At 42.5% G+C, this 15,851-nt stretch carries 14 protein-coding genes; 4 read left to right on the plus strand and 10 right to left on the minus strand.

What is annotated here, in order from left to right:
* Positions 1 to 6: 6 nt before the first annotated feature.
* From cutC to ACHOLT_RS19715, 9 genes are all read right to left on the minus strand, one after another.
* Positions 7 to 2,556: a choline trimethylamine-lyase gene (gene cutC, locus ACHOLT_RS19675; protein WP_425808187.1), complete on the minus strand. Its 2,550-nt coding sequence runs from the start codon at positions 2,554 to 2,556 to the stop codon at positions 7 to 9.
* A gap of 15 nt (positions 2,557 to 2,571) precedes the next feature.
* Positions 2,572 to 4,023 carry an acetaldehyde dehydrogenase (acetylating) gene (locus ACHOLT_RS19680; protein ID WP_425804184.1) on the minus strand — a complete coding sequence of 484 codons (1,452 nt, stop codon included), beginning with the start codon at positions 4,021 to 4,023 and terminating at the stop codon, positions 2,572 to 2,574.
* Positions 4,024 to 4,069: 46 nt separating this feature from the next.
* Complete coding sequence (locus ACHOLT_RS19685; protein ID WP_425804187.1) at positions 4,070 to 4,360, minus strand: BMC domain-containing protein; 291 nt, start codon at positions 4,358 to 4,360, stop codon at positions 4,070 to 4,072.
* Positions 4,361 to 4,387: 27 nt separating this feature from the next.
* On the minus strand, positions 4,388 to 4,684 hold the full coding sequence (locus ACHOLT_RS19690; RefSeq protein ID WP_425804189.1) for a BMC domain-containing protein: 297 nt from the start codon (positions 4,682 to 4,684) through the stop codon (positions 4,388 to 4,390).
* A 296-nt stretch (positions 4,685 to 4,980) separates the two neighbouring features.
* Positions 4,981 to 5,652, minus strand: coding sequence for a TerC family protein (locus ACHOLT_RS19695; RefSeq protein WP_425804191.1), 672 nt, complete (start codon positions 5,650 to 5,652; stop codon positions 4,981 to 4,983).
* A gap of 47 nt (positions 5,653 to 5,699) precedes the next feature.
* Positions 5,700 to 6,911, minus strand: a complete 1,212-nt coding sequence (gene trxB, locus ACHOLT_RS19700; protein WP_425808189.1) for a thioredoxin-disulfide reductase — start codon at positions 6,909 to 6,911, stop codon at positions 5,700 to 5,702.
* A 27-nt stretch (positions 6,912 to 6,938) separates the two neighbouring features.
* On the minus strand, positions 6,939 to 7,265 hold the full coding sequence (locus ACHOLT_RS19705) for a thioredoxin family protein (RefSeq protein ID WP_425804193.1): 327 nt from the start codon (positions 7,263 to 7,265) through the stop codon (positions 6,939 to 6,941).
* A gap of 110 nt (positions 7,266 to 7,375) precedes the next feature.
* Positions 7,376 to 9,424 carry an alkaline phosphatase family protein gene (locus tag ACHOLT_RS19710; protein ID WP_425804195.1) on the minus strand — a complete coding sequence of 683 codons (2,049 nt, stop codon included), beginning with the start codon at positions 9,422 to 9,424 and terminating at the stop codon, positions 7,376 to 7,378.
* Positions 9,425 to 9,488: 64 nt separating this feature from the next.
* Positions 9,489 to 11,093 carry a BCCT family transporter gene (locus ACHOLT_RS19715; RefSeq protein WP_425804197.1) on the minus strand — a complete coding sequence of 535 codons (1,605 nt, stop codon included), beginning with the start codon at positions 11,091 to 11,093 and terminating at the stop codon, positions 9,489 to 9,491.
* A gap of 351 nt (positions 11,094 to 11,444) precedes the next feature.
* On the opposite strand from ACHOLT_RS19715, the gene ACHOLT_RS19720 reads away from it, so the two are divergent.
* From ACHOLT_RS19720 to ACHOLT_RS19730, 3 genes are all read left to right on the plus strand, one after another.
* Positions 11,445 to 12,350, plus strand: coding sequence for a LysR family transcriptional regulator (locus ACHOLT_RS19720; RefSeq protein WP_425804200.1), 906 nt, complete (start codon positions 11,445 to 11,447; stop codon positions 12,348 to 12,350).
* A 133-nt stretch (positions 12,351 to 12,483) separates the two neighbouring features.
* A complete protein-coding gene (locus tag ACHOLT_RS19725) occupies positions 12,484 to 13,515 on the plus strand; it encodes a DMT family transporter (protein ID WP_425804202.1) in 1,032 nt (343 codons plus the stop codon).
* Positions 13,490 to 13,756, plus strand: a complete 267-nt coding sequence (locus ACHOLT_RS19730; RefSeq protein ID WP_425804205.1) for a hypothetical protein — start codon at positions 13,490 to 13,492, stop codon at positions 13,754 to 13,756. Before ACHOLT_RS19725 ends, ACHOLT_RS19730 begins: the two co-directional genes overlap by 26 nt.
* Positions 13,757 to 13,847: 91 nt before the next feature.
* On the opposite strand, the gene ACHOLT_RS19735 is transcribed toward ACHOLT_RS19730, so the two are convergent.
* Positions 13,848 to 14,765, minus strand: a complete 918-nt coding sequence (locus tag ACHOLT_RS19735; RefSeq protein ID WP_425804208.1) for a LysR family transcriptional regulator — start codon at positions 14,763 to 14,765, stop codon at positions 13,848 to 13,850.
* 186 nt (positions 14,766 to 14,951) lie between these two features.
* On the opposite strand from ACHOLT_RS19735, the gene ACHOLT_RS19740 reads away from it, so the two are divergent.
* Positions 14,952 to 15,767 (plus strand): alpha/beta fold hydrolase, encoded by an 816-nt coding sequence (locus ACHOLT_RS19740; RefSeq protein WP_425804210.1) that lies wholly within the window; start codon positions 14,952 to 14,954, stop codon positions 15,765 to 15,767.
* Positions 15,768 to 15,851: the final 84 nt, after the last annotated feature.

The raw sequence follows: 15,851 nt of genomic DNA on the forward strand, positions 1-15,851 counted from the left end.
GCCCTTTTAAAAATGATCTAAAACTGTTCTGCTGATGATTTCATCCTGCACCTCTTTGCACAGTTCTACGAAGTAGGCGCTGTAACCGGCAACGCGAATGATTAAATCGCGATATTTGTCCGGCTCAAGTTGAGCCTTTTTCAAAACTTCATTGTCGACATAGCTGAATTGCATCTGGCCGTTTCCCAAAATAGATGCTGTTCTGAGCAAGGTAATCAAGCCATTTTCACCTTCCGGTGTTTCGAGAATACCGCGCAGAAGTTTAAAGTTATGCACCATTCCGATATTCATAGACTCAACGCTCAGCTTGCTGACTGATTTGATGATCGCTGTAGGGCCAAGCTTATCGGCACCTTGCGTCGGGCTGATTCCATCGGAGAGTGGTGTCCAGGCAAGCCGTCCATTGGCTGTCGCACCGGTAATTTCGCCGATAGGCGTATTGTTGGAAATCGAAAGCGTACCGTGAGAGAAATGCGCGAAGAGCATTTTATAGGAGTTGTGCACCCGTTCAGTCCAACTGACGATATCTGCGGCAATCAAGTCCGCATAGTCATTGTCATTCCCGTATTTCGGTGCATTCAAGCAATCGGTTCGCAAAGCTTCATAGCCTTCAAAGTTTGCATCCAAGGCGTCGCGAATTTGTTCAAGCGTATATTTCTTTTCTTCAAAGACAAGCTTTTTAATAGCTGCCATTGAATCGGTATACGTTCCCAAACCTGAGAAGATCAAGCCAGGTCCGCAATTGATAAGCGCTCCGCCGTTCGTAACATCGGTTCCCTTTTCCATGCAGCCTTCGACAAGCAGGGACATCAGCGGTTTGGGAACAAGCTCTCGATGCACCCGCTGGCTGACAAGGGTTCCTATAGCCGATAAACGGATAATGTGTTCAATTTGCCTTTTGCAGGCCGCATCGAATTCTTCATACGTTTTTAAATTGTCGAGCTCCCCGGTATCCAGCCCTTCCGTCGTGCCATGCCATTTCATGACACCGCGATTCAAAACGAATTCAATAGCAATCGGCCACTGCGTATAACCGGTGGAGGTCCACTGATAGATACGACCGGATTTTTGCGGTTCAACACACCCCATCAGGCAATAGTCGCGTGCATCCTCGATGCTGAATCCCTTGGCCAGCATCATTTTTATATGGCAATCATCAAAGTGGCAAGCGGGGAAGCCTAATCCTGCTTTAACGACTTCAACGATTTTCTTTAAATATTTTTGCGGTGATTGATTGTGGATCCGGCAAGCAAGGGAAGGTTGATACATTCGGGTAAACCGGACAGCATCCATGATCAGATAGGTCAAATCGTTCGTCGCATCCCCGCCCGTTCGCTTCTGTCCGCCTACCGTCAAGTTGATGAACGGTTGATAACCGGCAAAATATTTAGCCCCCAGCTCACTGGAGAGCCACATGACTTCAGAGCACTTGATAATAAAGCAGCTCATCAATTCAAAAGCTTCCAGCTTATTGAGGCGGCCCGCTTCCATATCCGCCTTAAACATCGGATAAATATACTGATCCAGGCGCCCGAGGGAAATTCCTGTCTGATTTTCTTCCACAACAAACAGGGATTCCAGCGTCCAGACCGATTGCAGGGCTTCTTGGAAGGTTGTCGGCGGATTAGCCGGGACGCGGGTCAAGATATCCGAGATTTTATACAGTTCATTCCTCCGGGCGGAATCCGCTTCTCTGTCAGCCAGTTCCCGCGCATAATCCGAAAGGCGTTTAGCATACGCTAAGATCCCGTCACACGTTTCAATTTCGGCTTTATAAAAGTAAATCTTATCGATATCATCGGGGTTTTCCATGGACAATTGGCTCAATCTGTCAACGGCTTCCTGTCTTGCCCCATTGATCCCTTCTTTAATCAGGATGACATCATAACCCGGGCAAGTATCCCCGCCGCCATTGACCTGATGATAGGAAAGATCGCTGACAAAGGCTTCTCCGGAAAATGACCAAATACCGGCTTCTTCATATTGCTGCTGGCAGATTTCATCCAGACTTTTTCCTTCCCAGAAAGGAAAAATCTCTTCCCGCAAGATTCGTTTGTCCACTTCACTAATTTGAAAAGGATCCTGCGGCCGGGTTGACATCGTATCCAGCTCATCTCGAATCCATCTCCAGGCGATATCCGGAGATATTGCACCGGCACGCGGTTTGCCGCAAGGATGTCCGACAATCAACTCATCCTTTTGAATCAGCAAAGGAGCGGTCTCGCACGCTTTTCTGAAACACTTGGCCCGCAGCAGAATCTTAGGCAAGCCGGGATTTTCTTTCGTCACTTGCGTAAACGCTCTGGCACGATACGTCGTGACGCTGGGCTTTGCTTTCAAATAAACTTCGCGGAGGCGTTTCAACCTTGGCGTTAAACCGGTAATTTCCCCATCATCCATTGGTGATTTCGACTCACCAAACGTTTTAGAACGTGTACCCGCCGCTGACAGTTCTTTGGAAATTCCCTGAAACAGCTTCATCACAGCAAGTGTTTCTTCCGGGGACAAATTTTTAGTTACATCAGCAAACTTCGCCGAGAATTCTTTTGCATCCAACATATTGTCCTCCATCTACTTATTCAGCAGCTGCTCAAGCAAATTCTCCAGCTGCTCTTTCAAATCAGGCTCGTTTTCTTGAGAGTGCTGTATTCCCTTTGTTATATCTTCCAGTTTCCGCACGCCGTAACCCACTTTGCGAATATTGATCAGATTCATGGGCGAGACATTATCGGAAGTAAACCCGCCGCCTGCGGCACCGCACCCTAATGTCAGTGCCGGGAAAAGGTTTGTTGTTGCTCCAATCCCGCCTAACGCGGAAGGCGTATTCACCAAAACTCTGGATACGGGTTTTTTCAGGGCAAATTCTCGAATCACATGATCATCCCGCGAGTGAATAACCAGAGTATGTCCCCGGCCGTCATTCAGCAACAATTCGATGCATTTTTCACAAGCATTAAGCCAATCCTTTTCAATATAAAAGGCCAGGACTGGGCAAAGTTTTTCTCTCGAATACGGATTGGTCGGAGATACATATTTTTGCTCTGAAACCAGAACTTTTACATCATCAGGCAGACTCAGTCCAATTTTTTGCGCTAGGTCAACGGCTGATTTCCCGACAATTTCCGGATTGATACTGCCGTCGGGACGAAGGAACAGCTGACTCAGCTCTTCCGAATCCTTTTCCGTAAGGAAATAAGCTCCATTCCGTTTAAGTTCAAGCCTCGCTTCATCCGCGATACAAGCCTCAACAACAATCGATTGTTCAGAAGCCGACACAATTCCGTTATCAAACGTTCTGCTGGCAATAATATCTGCCGCCGCCTGTTTGATATCGGCCGAACGTTCGATAAAAGCAGGTCCATTCCCCGGTCCGCCGTAGATGACAGGCTTTCCTGAAGCATATGCCGCCTTGACCATCTTCGGTACGCCTGTGACTAAAAGAAGTGCAGTATCTTTGTGCTTCATCAATTCAACCGTACCGTCCGTTGTGATCGTATGCAGATAGGCAAGAGCCCCCGGCGGCAATCCACTGTCTTCAGCCGCTCGAATCAGTATATCCAAGACTCTGCCAATCGTTTTGTCAGCCTTCGGATGAGGTGAAAAAACAATGGCATTGCCCGATTTTATAGCAATTAACGCTTTATATATCGTCGTTGATACCGGGTTAGTCGAAGGAACCAAAGCGACAATGACTCCGACGGGTACCCCAATATCCATCGTCTTATTTTCTTGATCCTCAGCAATGATCCCAACAACTTTCATATTTTTAATTTTTTGATAGAGAAAATCACTGGCAAAAATATTTTTAACCCACTTGTCCTGCCATTTGCCAAATCCCGTTTCTTCGGAAGACATAACGGCAAGTTCTCGAGCATATTTCGAAGCTTCCGAAGCCATACACTTTACAATTCCGTCCAATTTTTCCTGGGGGAAAGCTGCCAGTATCTTTTGTGCTTCACGGGCATTTTCTATGAGAATCCGTGCCTCTTGAATAGAAAGCAGATCAATGTCCATTGGCTTCAATCTCCCCCCTCTCGCATCTTAAATACAGGTCAATAATTCCCCACATTCACCAGTCAAGAACATATTTAGCAACAATTTTTTCGACATCCGGATGGGGATTGGCGATAACATTGGTGCTATAAATCTTGCCTACTTTGCCGGCGGCTTCGATACCCGCTTTGACTGCAGTTTTGACAGCTCCTACATCACCGCGTATGACAACGGAAATCAATCCGGAAGCTACATTCTCATAACCGACTAATTCCACATCTGCAGCCTTGCACATGGCATCTGCTGCTTCGAGGACCGAAACAAGTCCATACGTTTCTATGAACCCTAATGCATCGCTTCTCTCCACAGGATTCTCCTTTCCGAACATCAATCGTCAGTCATCAATATCATGTTGAGAAACAATCTTCCCTACACGGCTGACAGGACGCGGCATAACATGTGCAGCCGTTAATTCGCCAATGGCAGCAGCGGCTGCAGCTCCTTGTTCTACGGCAGACCTTACAGCAGCAACATCGCCTTTCACCATGACGGTAACAAGACCGGAACCCACATTTTCATACGAAACAAGAACAACATCAGCTGCTTTACACATGACATCTGCCGCTTGAATGGCCGGAACCATCCCCCTTGTTTCCACAAGACCGAGTGCTTCCTCTCCAAAGTATTCCATAAAATTACCCCATCCGATTTTTCTTGAATTCAATCTATTTTTTATGTTTTTTATTATAGAGCGGCTTGCAGAGTTTGTAATATACTAAACATTTATACGGGATATAACTCAAACTCCGCATAATAAGACCCCCTCGGGTAGAGTGAAAACAGCTTCTATCTAAGGGGGCCTCTTTAAAATGGGCATGCTTAATACAGCGGCAAGTAACAACAATGGTCATAGTTATCCAGGCTGCTTAAAAAGTTTTCTTCCTATTTAAATACATCCTATTTTGCATCATTTAAAACGCATTCAATTTACATCGTTTGAGCGTGAGCTTGCGATTTCGATTTTTTGATGTAATGGCCTATTGCAATAACACCGAATGCAATTGAACCCGGTATTAGATAGTGCAGGAATGGTACACCTTCTAAAGCTTCCATGTAGGGTTCTTTAACAAACATTTCTCCTGCAACCCAGCCAATAAGCCCAGCTCCAATATAAACCAACCACGGCCAACGGCTCATCAGCTTGGCAATAAACGTACTTCCCCAAATGACCAAAGGAATACTAAGCACCAATCCAAAAACCAGCAAAACATCATTCCCGCCCGAAGCTCCGGCAACAGCCAGCACATTATCCAGGCTCATAAATAAGTCGGCAACAATAATCGTCTTGATCGCTTGTCTCATACTTGACGGGGCTTCTACATCTGTATTTTCATCATCTAAGAGAAGCTTAAGAGCAATCCAGGTTAACGCTACACCGCCAAGCGTTTGAATATAAGGAATGCTCAATACATAAGCTGCGACAATAGTCAAGGCAATGCGTAAAATAACTGCGCCAAAAGTTCCCCAAAAAATGGCGGTCTTTGCTTGATTTTTATTCAGCCGCAATGTGGCTAGCGCAATGACCACTGCATTATCTCCGCTCAAAACAATATTGATAATAATGATGCTGATCAGCACATTAATAAATCCAAAATCCATGATGACCTCCTTATCTCTTGGAAGCGTATATGGGTTTGCAATCGACGTTAAATTAGTTGAGCTTTGAGTTGTTCTTTATCCATGCAGCAGTTCAGCCGTTTAATTTCCTCGCCCTTAGCCAACACCACTGCGGCAGGCGCCGTTTCAATCCGATATTTTCCGGCAAGGTTTTTCTTGGTGGCCATATCTACTTTGAAGAGTTTATATACATCGCCTTGTTCATGAATGAGCTGTTCTAAAAAAGCGCTGAACTCCAAACTTTCGTTAACTAAGGCATTAAAGAACAATAAGATAACCTTTTGGTCACTTTGAAGTACATTCGCATGAAAATCATTAAGCTCTTCAATGAATCGCTCTGCTGCGACAGCCGCAGTTGCACCATCACCTGCTGAAGAAACGACTTGCCTCAAATATTTCACCCGGTTATCACCGACTGCATATATTCCTTCAAGGTTCGTTTCCATGCGGTCATTAACTGGGATATACCCCCGCTTGTCCATTTCAATTCCGCAGTCTTTCAGGAAGTGAGTTGAAGGGACCATACCGACAAAGAAAAATACACCTTGACAGGGAAATTTAGAAACGGTCCCTGTTTTCAAATTCTTAATTATGACTCCTTCCACATTTTCTTCCCCAAGAACTTCCTCAATCGTTGAGTTCCAGATAAACTCCATCTTCTTATTATTAAAAGCTCTTTCAGCACTGACCTTATTGCAATCCAAAATTCCCTCGTCATGTAAAACGATCACAGTGACCTTACGGGCAAACTTCGTGATGTACATTCCTTCTTCAATAGCCTGATCACCACTGCCGACGACAACAACATCTTCGCCCTCAAAAAACTCGGCATCGCAGGTAGCGCAATAAGCGACTCCGCTCCCCCGAAGCCTTTTTTCACCGGGAATATTGAGCAGCCTCGGCTCACTGCCGCAGGCTAAAATCAGCGCTTTCGCCGAAAATTCTTTTTTCTTTTTGGTCTTAATGGTTTTCTCTTCCTGAGAAAAGTCAACATTAACGACCTCATCTCTTAAAAATTCAACACCAAAACCCTGGGCATGTTTATAAAAATCTTTCATGAGATCCGGTCCGCTGATCAGAGGATACCCAGGATAATTTACGATTTCCCGAGTTGTATCCGCCAAACCGCCGATCGTCCCTTTATTGATCACTAAGGTCTTAAGTTTGGCTCTTCCGCCATAAATAGCAGCGGAAAGCCCAGCGGGGCCGCCCCCGATAATGATTAAATCATAAGCAACCATTTCTTCCACATCTCCTTAAAAATGAGGTTACGCTCCAAGGACTTCTTCAATTTTCTCTTCGACTTGTTCATCCTCAACCTGGCCTGCAAGTTTTCCTTGAAATTCACCATCATTGAAAAAGAGGATTTGCGGAACACCCTTTAAGGAAAACCGTTGAAATAAGTTTTTATCTTCTTCAACATCAACGTAATAAAAACCAAATTTATCTTTATATTGAGGCTGTAATTCTTCTAACATAGGAACGACTTCTTTGCAGACATGACAGCCTTTTCTTGAGAAGATAACCAAACAGGGCTCACAATTATCATAGATAATCTCCTCAAAACGATCTGCATTCAACTGTTGTAAGGACATATTCTTTGTTCCTCCTAAAATTAAATTCCTGCCCCTCAAGTCCATGAATACTTGTTCTTTTTAAAACGCAGCTATCAGCTGTTACTGATAGCTGCGCATATTAAATTCTTTTATACTTCTTCATTGAAAATTTGATAGATTGGAGCTCCTTCACACTGTGCAGGGAAACGTAACCCAAGCAATACTGCAACTGAAGGTGCCACATCAACCTGACGAATCGTACGGTCTGTTGTAAATCCGGATTTAATACCAGGACCTGCCGCAGCAAAGATAGGTGAAACGGATGTATTGAAATATCCTTCTGAAGTTGTAATACTGTCACCGTGCAATCTGTTATAGCCTTCTTCAATCGAGAAGAAGATATCTCCGCATTCCGGTCCGTTTGTACCAATCAATACTGCATCTTTGTTTCGGAGGCAGATGCCGACAACCCGTTTTCCCGTCCTTTCATCTCTGTAATTATAAAGGTCAGAGATGATTTGCTCCTCTAAGTCATACTTATCTTTCGGATCAACAATGCCATACTTATCTCTACCTTTAAGGTTGACATAAATATAGTTGCTGCGAATCTGAACAGCTCTTGTTTTCTCCCAGTCCACTTCTCTGAGCGAATTGCCATTTGCATCTTTTTTCAGGACGGTATAACCGAGTTTTTCCATAACCTTGGTATTGAGTCCACCATACTCCCCTAAAATAGGCGGTACGTTTTCCCCAACGATAAGACCATGGTCGCTTACAAATAAGATTGTCCAGCCTTCATCTAATAAATGCAGGAACTCACCCAGATAATCATCAGTTTGCACATAGAATTTTTCGATGAACCCTTGATAGATTTTCTCATCAGTGTGTTTCCATGGTTCCAAGGTCTTTCCAAGATGCCATAATTGGTGACCTGCACAGTCGATGTTATGAAGGTGTGAGAATACAACCTCATATTCCTTTTCTTTGATGCAGTAATTCAGGCAATCCGCCTGCCATTTGTTATAAAGTTTCCATGAAGGCTCAAAAATTTCACGGACCAATTCGTCGTCTTCTCCGCCGATTAAGCTGACCGGTGGAACTTGACCCACATTGTTGATAATATCCTGATAAAGCGATTTTTGATGCCAGAGTTGGTCATTCGAAATATCGAGAGCATTACTAATCCAAAGTCTTACTTTATTGCCTGCCGGATCAAGCTCTAAAATCTTCATCGAACGGCATGCAGGTTTAGTCACTTCTTTTTTGGTCACATCATCAATGATACCAGTGATCATTATATCTCTTTCCAAGGTAACGATCGGTGTTTCCGCTTTTTTATTCTTGTAAACAGCGACTCGGTCATATTCACCGGCTTCATTTTTTAGAATTAAAGCAGGCCTTCTCATAACACCGCTAGAAGTCAAGATTGTAAATTCTTTAGCTCCTTCTGGTGCATTAGCCCAACCCGTAGCATCTTTGAGCGGAGAATTGACAATGTCATAAGCAACTTTACTTCCGATAACAACTTCAGTGTCCTCATCATCCATAACATAGGTACGAATTTCACCGCCTTGACGAGCTGTATCGCCCCACCAAAGCTCCATCATTTCATCGTCAACTTCATCGTCCAAGGTATCTTCCAAATCCGTAATGATGCAGCCTACTCCTGCCGGTTTCTCCACTCTTGGCGCATAACGGACTTCTTTAATTTCAGGTGCAGCGACAATAACTTTTTCCCAGTCAAGCTGGGCAACACCCATATTAACAGAACCGGGCTGCGTACCGTCGACAACGCTAAGATTTTCACTATGTGAGGTTGGAGGCCAGGAGCTTCCGGGCCAATGCCATACTAAAGTCTTCATGCCGGCTTCAGCTGTGATGTTCCACATTTGTTCTGCGGTACAATTCCGCGAGTCCATATTGTAAACAACCGCATCAAGGCTTTCCGGTGATTGTCTCCAATAGCATGTAATACCATGAGTTCCCGGATAAGCACCTGTGGCCAAGGTCGTCCAGCAAGGCGGTGTAATCGTTGGAATTGCCCCGAGCAAACGTAAATCTTCACGAGCTGATCCACGTTTAATGAATTTTTGTAAATTAGGCATTTTCCCTTCGGCCAGGAATTTTTTACTGATCCTAGGGTCCATTCCGTCGACACCTAATACCAGAACTTTTTTGGTAAGCGGTGTTCTCTTCATATCGTTTCACTCCTCTTATGCTTCAAATTTTGTATTGTTTTCGTTTGAAGTGAGTTATCGTATTTTACTTGCTTGCTTGGGAAATCGCTTCCACTGTGTCTACACTTTCGTTATCATATTTGTCTGTTGTCATAGGTTGTGCAAATCCGAAATCTTCACGCAGCCATTTGACGGTGGAAATTGCGAGGATAATGAGCAGGAATAAGACAGGTACTGCCGTTAAAACAGATGATAACTGAACGACTTGCATACCTCCGACGAGAAGCAGCGCAACTGTGGCAAAGAACAGCATTCCTGCCCAGAAAAGACGGATCCATTTCGGCGGTTCTACGCCGTCTTTTACTTCAAAACACGCCATGTTAGCCATCGTAAAGGAGGCAGCGTCAACACCCGTTGCTTGAGAAATAGCCATAACAAAAATGAAGAAAGGAATAACCACTTGATGTAAAGGAAGTGAGTTCAAGAACCAGGAAATAACGGCCGGGCCGCCTTGATCTTTGAGAATTTCAGCAAGTTTTGCTCCATGGTTCATGATTGCATCCACTTGATAACTGCCAAAAATGAGGTAGAAGAGCATGCAGCCTGCGGTTGCTGAGAAAATCATGTTCATAATGAGAGAGCGAATCGTACGGCCTTTGGAAATACGGGCTGCGAAAAGCCCTACGTATATTGCCCAAGCCAGCCACCATGCCCAATAGAAAACAGTCCAATCTTGCGGAAATCCGGATTTAGTGATAGGGTCAGTATAGAAGCTCATCCGCATAAAATTCTGAAGGAGCACGCCTATATTATCGCTAAATAAGGAGAACATAAACGTTGTTGGTCCGACAATCAGTACAAAACCGAGAATAATAAAGGTTAAATACATGTTCATATCAGCAAGCTTGGCAATTCCGCCTTTTAAACCATGGTAACAACTCCAGGTATAAATACAGGAGAAAAGTACGCATACAACAAGTTTAAATTGCATGTTATCTGCGATCCCAAAATAATCGGCTGAAATCTTAGATAACATGGGAATAACAAAGCCTAGTGATGTGGCCATTCCTCCGACCATACCTACGATGACAATTGCATCAATGAGTTTTCCTACCCATCCATCGGCAGTTTTTCCGATTACCCCTCGGCAAGCATAGCTAGGATAGAGATAGGGTTTTTTCCGGACATAATACATGTAAGCGAAAGCAACAGCCGGAACTGCGAAAGTCGCCCAAGCACTGAAACCCCAGTGAAAGATTCCATAAGCTAAGCTAAATTGAGCCGCTTGCGGTGAAAAGGGCTGAAGCCAAAACGGAGGAGCCTGTAAATAGGAAATCGGCTCGATCAATGCCCAGTAGACAAGACCTGCACCTGATCCTCCGCAGAACATCATAGAGATCCAAGTAAAAGTAGAAAATTCCGGTTTATCATCTGGTCCACCTAGCTTTACGTTGCCATAACGGCCAAAAGCTAACCAAGCTAAAAAGATGAGACATCCAAAAACAACAAATTCCCAAAGCCAGTCCGTACTATAGGTTATAAAGTGCATTGCTTTATTTACGGGGTCTTTAGCCGCATTTTGGAAAATCATCATAGGCCCATAGACAACTAAGCAGGCTATGACGGAAACCCAAAATACAGGGTGGTTCACTCTTGCATAAATTGGCTTTTCATCTTTACCAATGGACATTGAACAATCCCCCTAAATTATCCGAATTTAGCTTCTTCAACTGACTAATTTTAAAACTGACTAAATCTTTAAGTATTATTTTTGCCATTACTGCAATCATTATTAAGGACCTCAACATTCCTCCTTCTTGAGCAATTCAGTTCCGCGGCACTGCATTGTTCTTGTATTCACTTGTACTTACACGCAAATTATAATCATCAGATGTTCAGCTGTAAAATACATCGTGATTATGCCCCGTATAATTAATTTAAAATGATTGGCAAAAATATTAATATTTCAAATTATCCATACTAATATATAATTAGCTATATAAGATGGACTAGATGTGTCCATATGAGAGGAGGTAAGACAATGCGTCTTGAACAACTCATGTATCTCGTTGCTGTCAATGAATCGAAGTCCATTTCATTAGCAGCCGAACGAGCTCATATTTCTCAACCTGCTCTTAGTTCTGCCATAAATAAACTCGAAGATGAGCTCGGTATTGTTTTGTTAAAAAGAACAAACTCGGGTGCTCAGCTCACCGAAATTGGAGAACTGATTATCGTTAAAGCCAGAGAAGTTTTGAATTCAATCGATGAGATCAAATCCATAGCGCACATTAATTCCATTGAGCTCAATGGAAATATCTCCATTGCAGTTGAACCCGGCGTTAATATTACGATAATGCCAGATATTTTAACAACCTTTAAGTTTAATCATCCTAAAGTAAATGCTCTCCTGAAGGTTGGTGAATCAAACAATATTTTAAGGGATGTAGAATCAGGCAAAGCCGATTTTGGTATTATTTTAAATACGGATGCCGTTCGCGAGTCTAAGGATATTAATTTTAGTGAACTATTTACAGATGAATTCGTAATTATTACCGGAAAAGACCGCAAAATTGCCATGGAATCGCCAACAATGACTTTGCAACAGGCTCTTTCCATGCCCATACTTCTCTACAATACGGAATATATTACCGATTGCGGAGTCTCTTGTATATTAAAAAAATATGGTAATTTCAACGTTTCTTATCGAGTGGACAACCTTGAAATGATGGAAAAAATCTTAACTCACGGTGATATCATTGCGTTTGTCCCCAGGTTTATGGCTGATGAATTTATTAAAACAAGCAGTATCAAAAAAATAGAGATTGAAGATGCTTGCCTGGAAGCTTCGATTATCTTGATATGGTTAAACCGCCATCATCTATCCATGATTGAAAAAGAATTTATTAAAATCATAAAATTGACGTGTTGCAAGAAAATGCAATAGAACGTTTGTTAAGCACAAACTTATAAACCTGCTAGTTATAGGGGGTATATGCACTAAGTATTTTACTTTTCACATGGATTATGTTAAAAATTTCTCATAAGGACGAAATAGATCTTTAGGAGTCGTAATCCAAATGGATCAACAAATACGATTATTCTTACAACAGAGAGACCTAAACTTCGCTAAAAAAGGAATTGCCAGCGGATTGATAGCTGGTACTGCTTGGGGTTTAGACGGTGTATTGATGGGAATGGTGTTAGCTTTAGCTCCATTGACCAATAATATGAGCCTATTTGCCGTTCCTGTAGTTGGGGCTTGTTTACATGATGGATTCGCCGCGCTTTGGTTATTTATTCATAACGTCATTAACGGAAAATGGCGCGATTATGCACGAACCTTAAAGACTAAGCCGGCTAAAATGATCATGCTGGCTGCTGTCTTAGGCGGTCCCATTGGATCATCCGGCAATTTACTGGGAATTTATTTTGCGGGTGCCTCCTATACTGCTGCAATCACTGCAGCTTATCCGGCTATAGGAGCTATTTTAGGTTTTGTTTTTCTCAAAGAAAAAATAGCGCCCCGAGTATGGGCCGGTATACTTTTAGCCGTTTTAGGCTCCTTCATTGTTGGATTTACACCACCGGAAGGAGCAAATTATCCTCACTTTTATCTTGGTCTTGGATTTGCCGCAGTTGCTGCCATCGGCTGGGCCCTAGAGGGGGTTATATCCACCCATGGGATGGACTTAGTTGATTCGGATATTGCTATTGGCATCAGAGAGGCTACTTCTTTTCTTGTTTATATTTTCGTTATAATCCCTTTGTGTGGAAAAACCGCCTATCAGATGCTTTTTGCCAGCTTAAACTCCTCCCCCGGTTTATTCATTGCTGTTATCGGCATGATTGGAGCCATTTCCGTTTTATCCTGGTACCGTGCCATGAATATGACCGGGGTGAGCCGGGCAATGGGGCTAAACGTGACCTACGCCTTATGGTCTGTATTTTTCAGTTGGCTATTAAATCATTTACAAATAACTCCGAACCTGATTTTTGGGGTTGTTATCATTTCTATAGGAACAATCCTTACAATAGGCAATCCTAAAGATTTAGTGAATTTAAGAAACGATAAGGAGGCTCACTATGAGTCAGATGCCTGTAAAATTTAGAATTTTACAAGCGATCAACCAGAATAAAGAACTATCTAATCAAGAATTATTAGAAATCCTTAAAAAGGAATACCCTCTTGATCGATGTGTTAACGGTGAAGGTATAGACAACTGCCTGCTTTCGTTAAAGACGGGAGGAATGATTAAACTTACACAGGCGGTTGAAGATAGTAACGGGAAGCTTAAACTATATTATAAAATCACAGACTATGGTATGAACCGTATGAAATATATTTATTAAGCTAAAGAAGGAAGTGTGCAAACTACTTTTTTATGGTAGTTAGCGACACTTCCTTTTATACTAATTTAAAATCAGTCAACAGTTCTAATTTTTAAACGATTCGCTCCATCAAATCAATTTCCAACTCGTTGCAAAAATAAGATACGAATGTTGAAATTTCAGGTACTACATCAGGAAGATCTTTGGTATAAACCCAGCAATAACACGGAAACATTGGATTCAAAGGCAACTGTTGAATGTCTTTAAAAAGTGGATTCAGGGCAATATTGCATTGGAGAATGGGACGGTTGAGCAGGCAAATACCGCCTTCATCCCTAATATGAGTCAAAATCGCACCTACTTGTGAGCCCATATACCCAATCTTGGGAGTAAAGCCTTCAGCCTTTGCCCGCTTCTTGATATTGTCACCCAGCGGGCTGTCGCTTGTAATCATGTGAAAGGTCTCATTCATTAGGTCTGAAAATTTAATGATATTTTTACCGTACAGGGAGCTGCCTTGTGTAAAAGCAACGTCAATGGTGTCCGTAAAACCGCAATGGAGCAGCAAATCCTTACTATGCAAGCGATTTTCAGTAAAACCAACGTCAATTTTGCCTGCCAGCAGCTTTTCCTGGATCCACATCTCCGGCATTTCGGAAACAACAAAATCTACATCTGGATATTTTTTTTGAAAACGGTAAAATACATCCGTAGTCCATGGGGTAACATAATACGGTACTACTCCCAAATGAACTCGCTTTTTTTGACGGCGTTTTATGTAAACCAGCCAATCATTCAACTGCTGTTCCGCATATAAAAATGATTGTGCATACTCTAAGAATTGGGTACCTAGAGGCGTCAGCTTTCGATAGGTTCCATCTTTTTTAAACAATGAAAACCCCAAGTCATTTTCCAGCTTTTTAACCGACTGGCTTAATGCTGGTTGTGAAATAAAAAGGTTCTCTGCCGCCTGTGAAAAACTACCTGTCTTCGCAATTTCATTTAGGTATTTAATATCCCGAAGCTCCATAATTATATACTCCTATGTCTTTTAAGAATTTATTTAAATTAATATTAATTTCCGCTTATCTTTTTATAAGAAATGCCTATTAGTATTCTTTTGCTACTCGCTTTAAAATGAAGAAGAAAAAAGAGAATACAAAGGAAAAAGGGGAAATCATTAGAAAAAGCAGAGAAAAAGAAGGGAGTATGAATCATGCCGTATTTTGCAACAACTGATAACACAAAACTGTACTTCGAAATTCAAGGTGAGGGAAAACCCGTAGTCTTCATTCATGGGTGGTCTTGCTCACACGAAACTGCAGCCGGTATCGTTCAGATTATGAAGGAGAATTACCGTTGTATCAGCTATTCTCACCGTGGTCACGGTGCATCGGAATGCCCGGAAAAAGGATTTACTGTTGATCAATTAGCGAGAGACCTGAAAGAACTCATCGATTATCTGGAATTAAAGGATGTAGTATTGGTAGGACATTCTATGGGCGGAGCCACAATATATAGCTATGTCTCCCAATTCGGTTGTAAAAACATCTCAAAGATCGTAATTCTGGATATGAGTCCTAAACTAATGAATGATGAAGAATGGAAATTTGGTGCCTTCGGCAGCTATTCTCCCGCTGACTTCAAGGAAGATATGGAGATGATTGCACAGGATGTCACAAAATTCATGTGGAAATTCTGGCGTTTACTTTTACCTGATTTCGCAGCTCTCCCCGCTGACATGGAAGAATTAATCGCTCCGGGATTGATGGGGGTTAATCGTTCGCTGCCCCTTCTAGGACTCTGGCAATCCATGTTTACGCGCGACTATCGAGACGCAGTAAAAACTATTACCGTACCCACAGCATACATTATCCCCGGAAAACCCATCTACCCCATGGGGTCTGCTGAGTTTGTCAAGAACAATGTTAAGGCGACCGCTAAAATAATTCCTTTCCCAGGTTGTACACATATGAGCTTGACAGAAAAGCCTACAGAAACTGCCAATGAAATCATGACATTTTTAAAATAATAAGCTGTATTGTTAATACCTATATTAAGAAAATATACTTTTTCACATATAACAGAAATTTCGCAAGGATTTTTATATCAACAA

Source organism: Desulfitobacterium nosdiversum, assembly GCF_049860565.1.
GTDB lineage: Bacteria > Bacillota > Desulfitobacteriia > Desulfitobacteriales > Desulfitobacteriaceae > Desulfitobacterium_A > Desulfitobacterium_A nosdiversum.

Excerpts from the sequence above, each read along its gene's own strand:
- ACHOLT_RS19690 (WP_425804189.1), bottom strand. The coding sequence starts at position 4,684 with ATGGAATACTTTGGAGAGGAAGCACTCGGTCTTGTGGAAACAAGGGGG.
- ACHOLT_RS19695 (WP_425804191.1), bottom strand. The coding sequence starts at position 5,652 with ATGGATTTTGGATTTATTAATGTGCTGATCAGCATCATTATTATCAAT.
- trxB (WP_425808189.1), bottom strand. The coding sequence starts at position 6,911 with ATGGTTGCTTATGATTTAATCATTATCGGGGGCGGCCCCGCTGGGCTT.
- ACHOLT_RS19705 (WP_425804193.1), bottom strand. The coding sequence starts at position 7,265 with ATGTCCTTACAACAGTTGAATGCAGATCGTTTTGAGGAGATTATCTAT.
- ACHOLT_RS19710 (WP_425804195.1), bottom strand. The coding sequence starts at position 9,424 with ATGAAGAGAACACCGCTTACCAAAAAAGTTCTGGTATTAGGTGTCGAC.
- ACHOLT_RS19715 (WP_425804197.1), bottom strand. The coding sequence starts at position 11,093 with ATGTCCATTGGTAAAGATGAAAAGCCAATTTATGCAAGAGTGAACCAC.
- ACHOLT_RS19720 (WP_425804200.1), top strand. The coding sequence starts at position 11,445 with ATGCGTCTTGAACAACTCATGTATCTCGTTGCTGTCAATGAATCGAAG.
- ACHOLT_RS19725 (WP_425804202.1), top strand. The coding sequence starts at position 12,484 with ATGGATCAACAAATACGATTATTCTTACAACAGAGAGACCTAAACTTC.
- ACHOLT_RS19730 (WP_425804205.1), top strand. The coding sequence starts at position 13,490 with ATGAGTCAGATGCCTGTAAAATTTAGAATTTTACAAGCGATCAACCAG.
- ACHOLT_RS19735 (WP_425804208.1), bottom strand. The coding sequence starts at position 14,765 with ATGGAGCTTCGGGATATTAAATACCTAAATGAAATTGCGAAGACAGGT.
- ACHOLT_RS19740 (WP_425804210.1), top strand. The coding sequence starts at position 14,952 with ATGCCGTATTTTGCAACAACTGATAACACAAAACTGTACTTCGAAATT.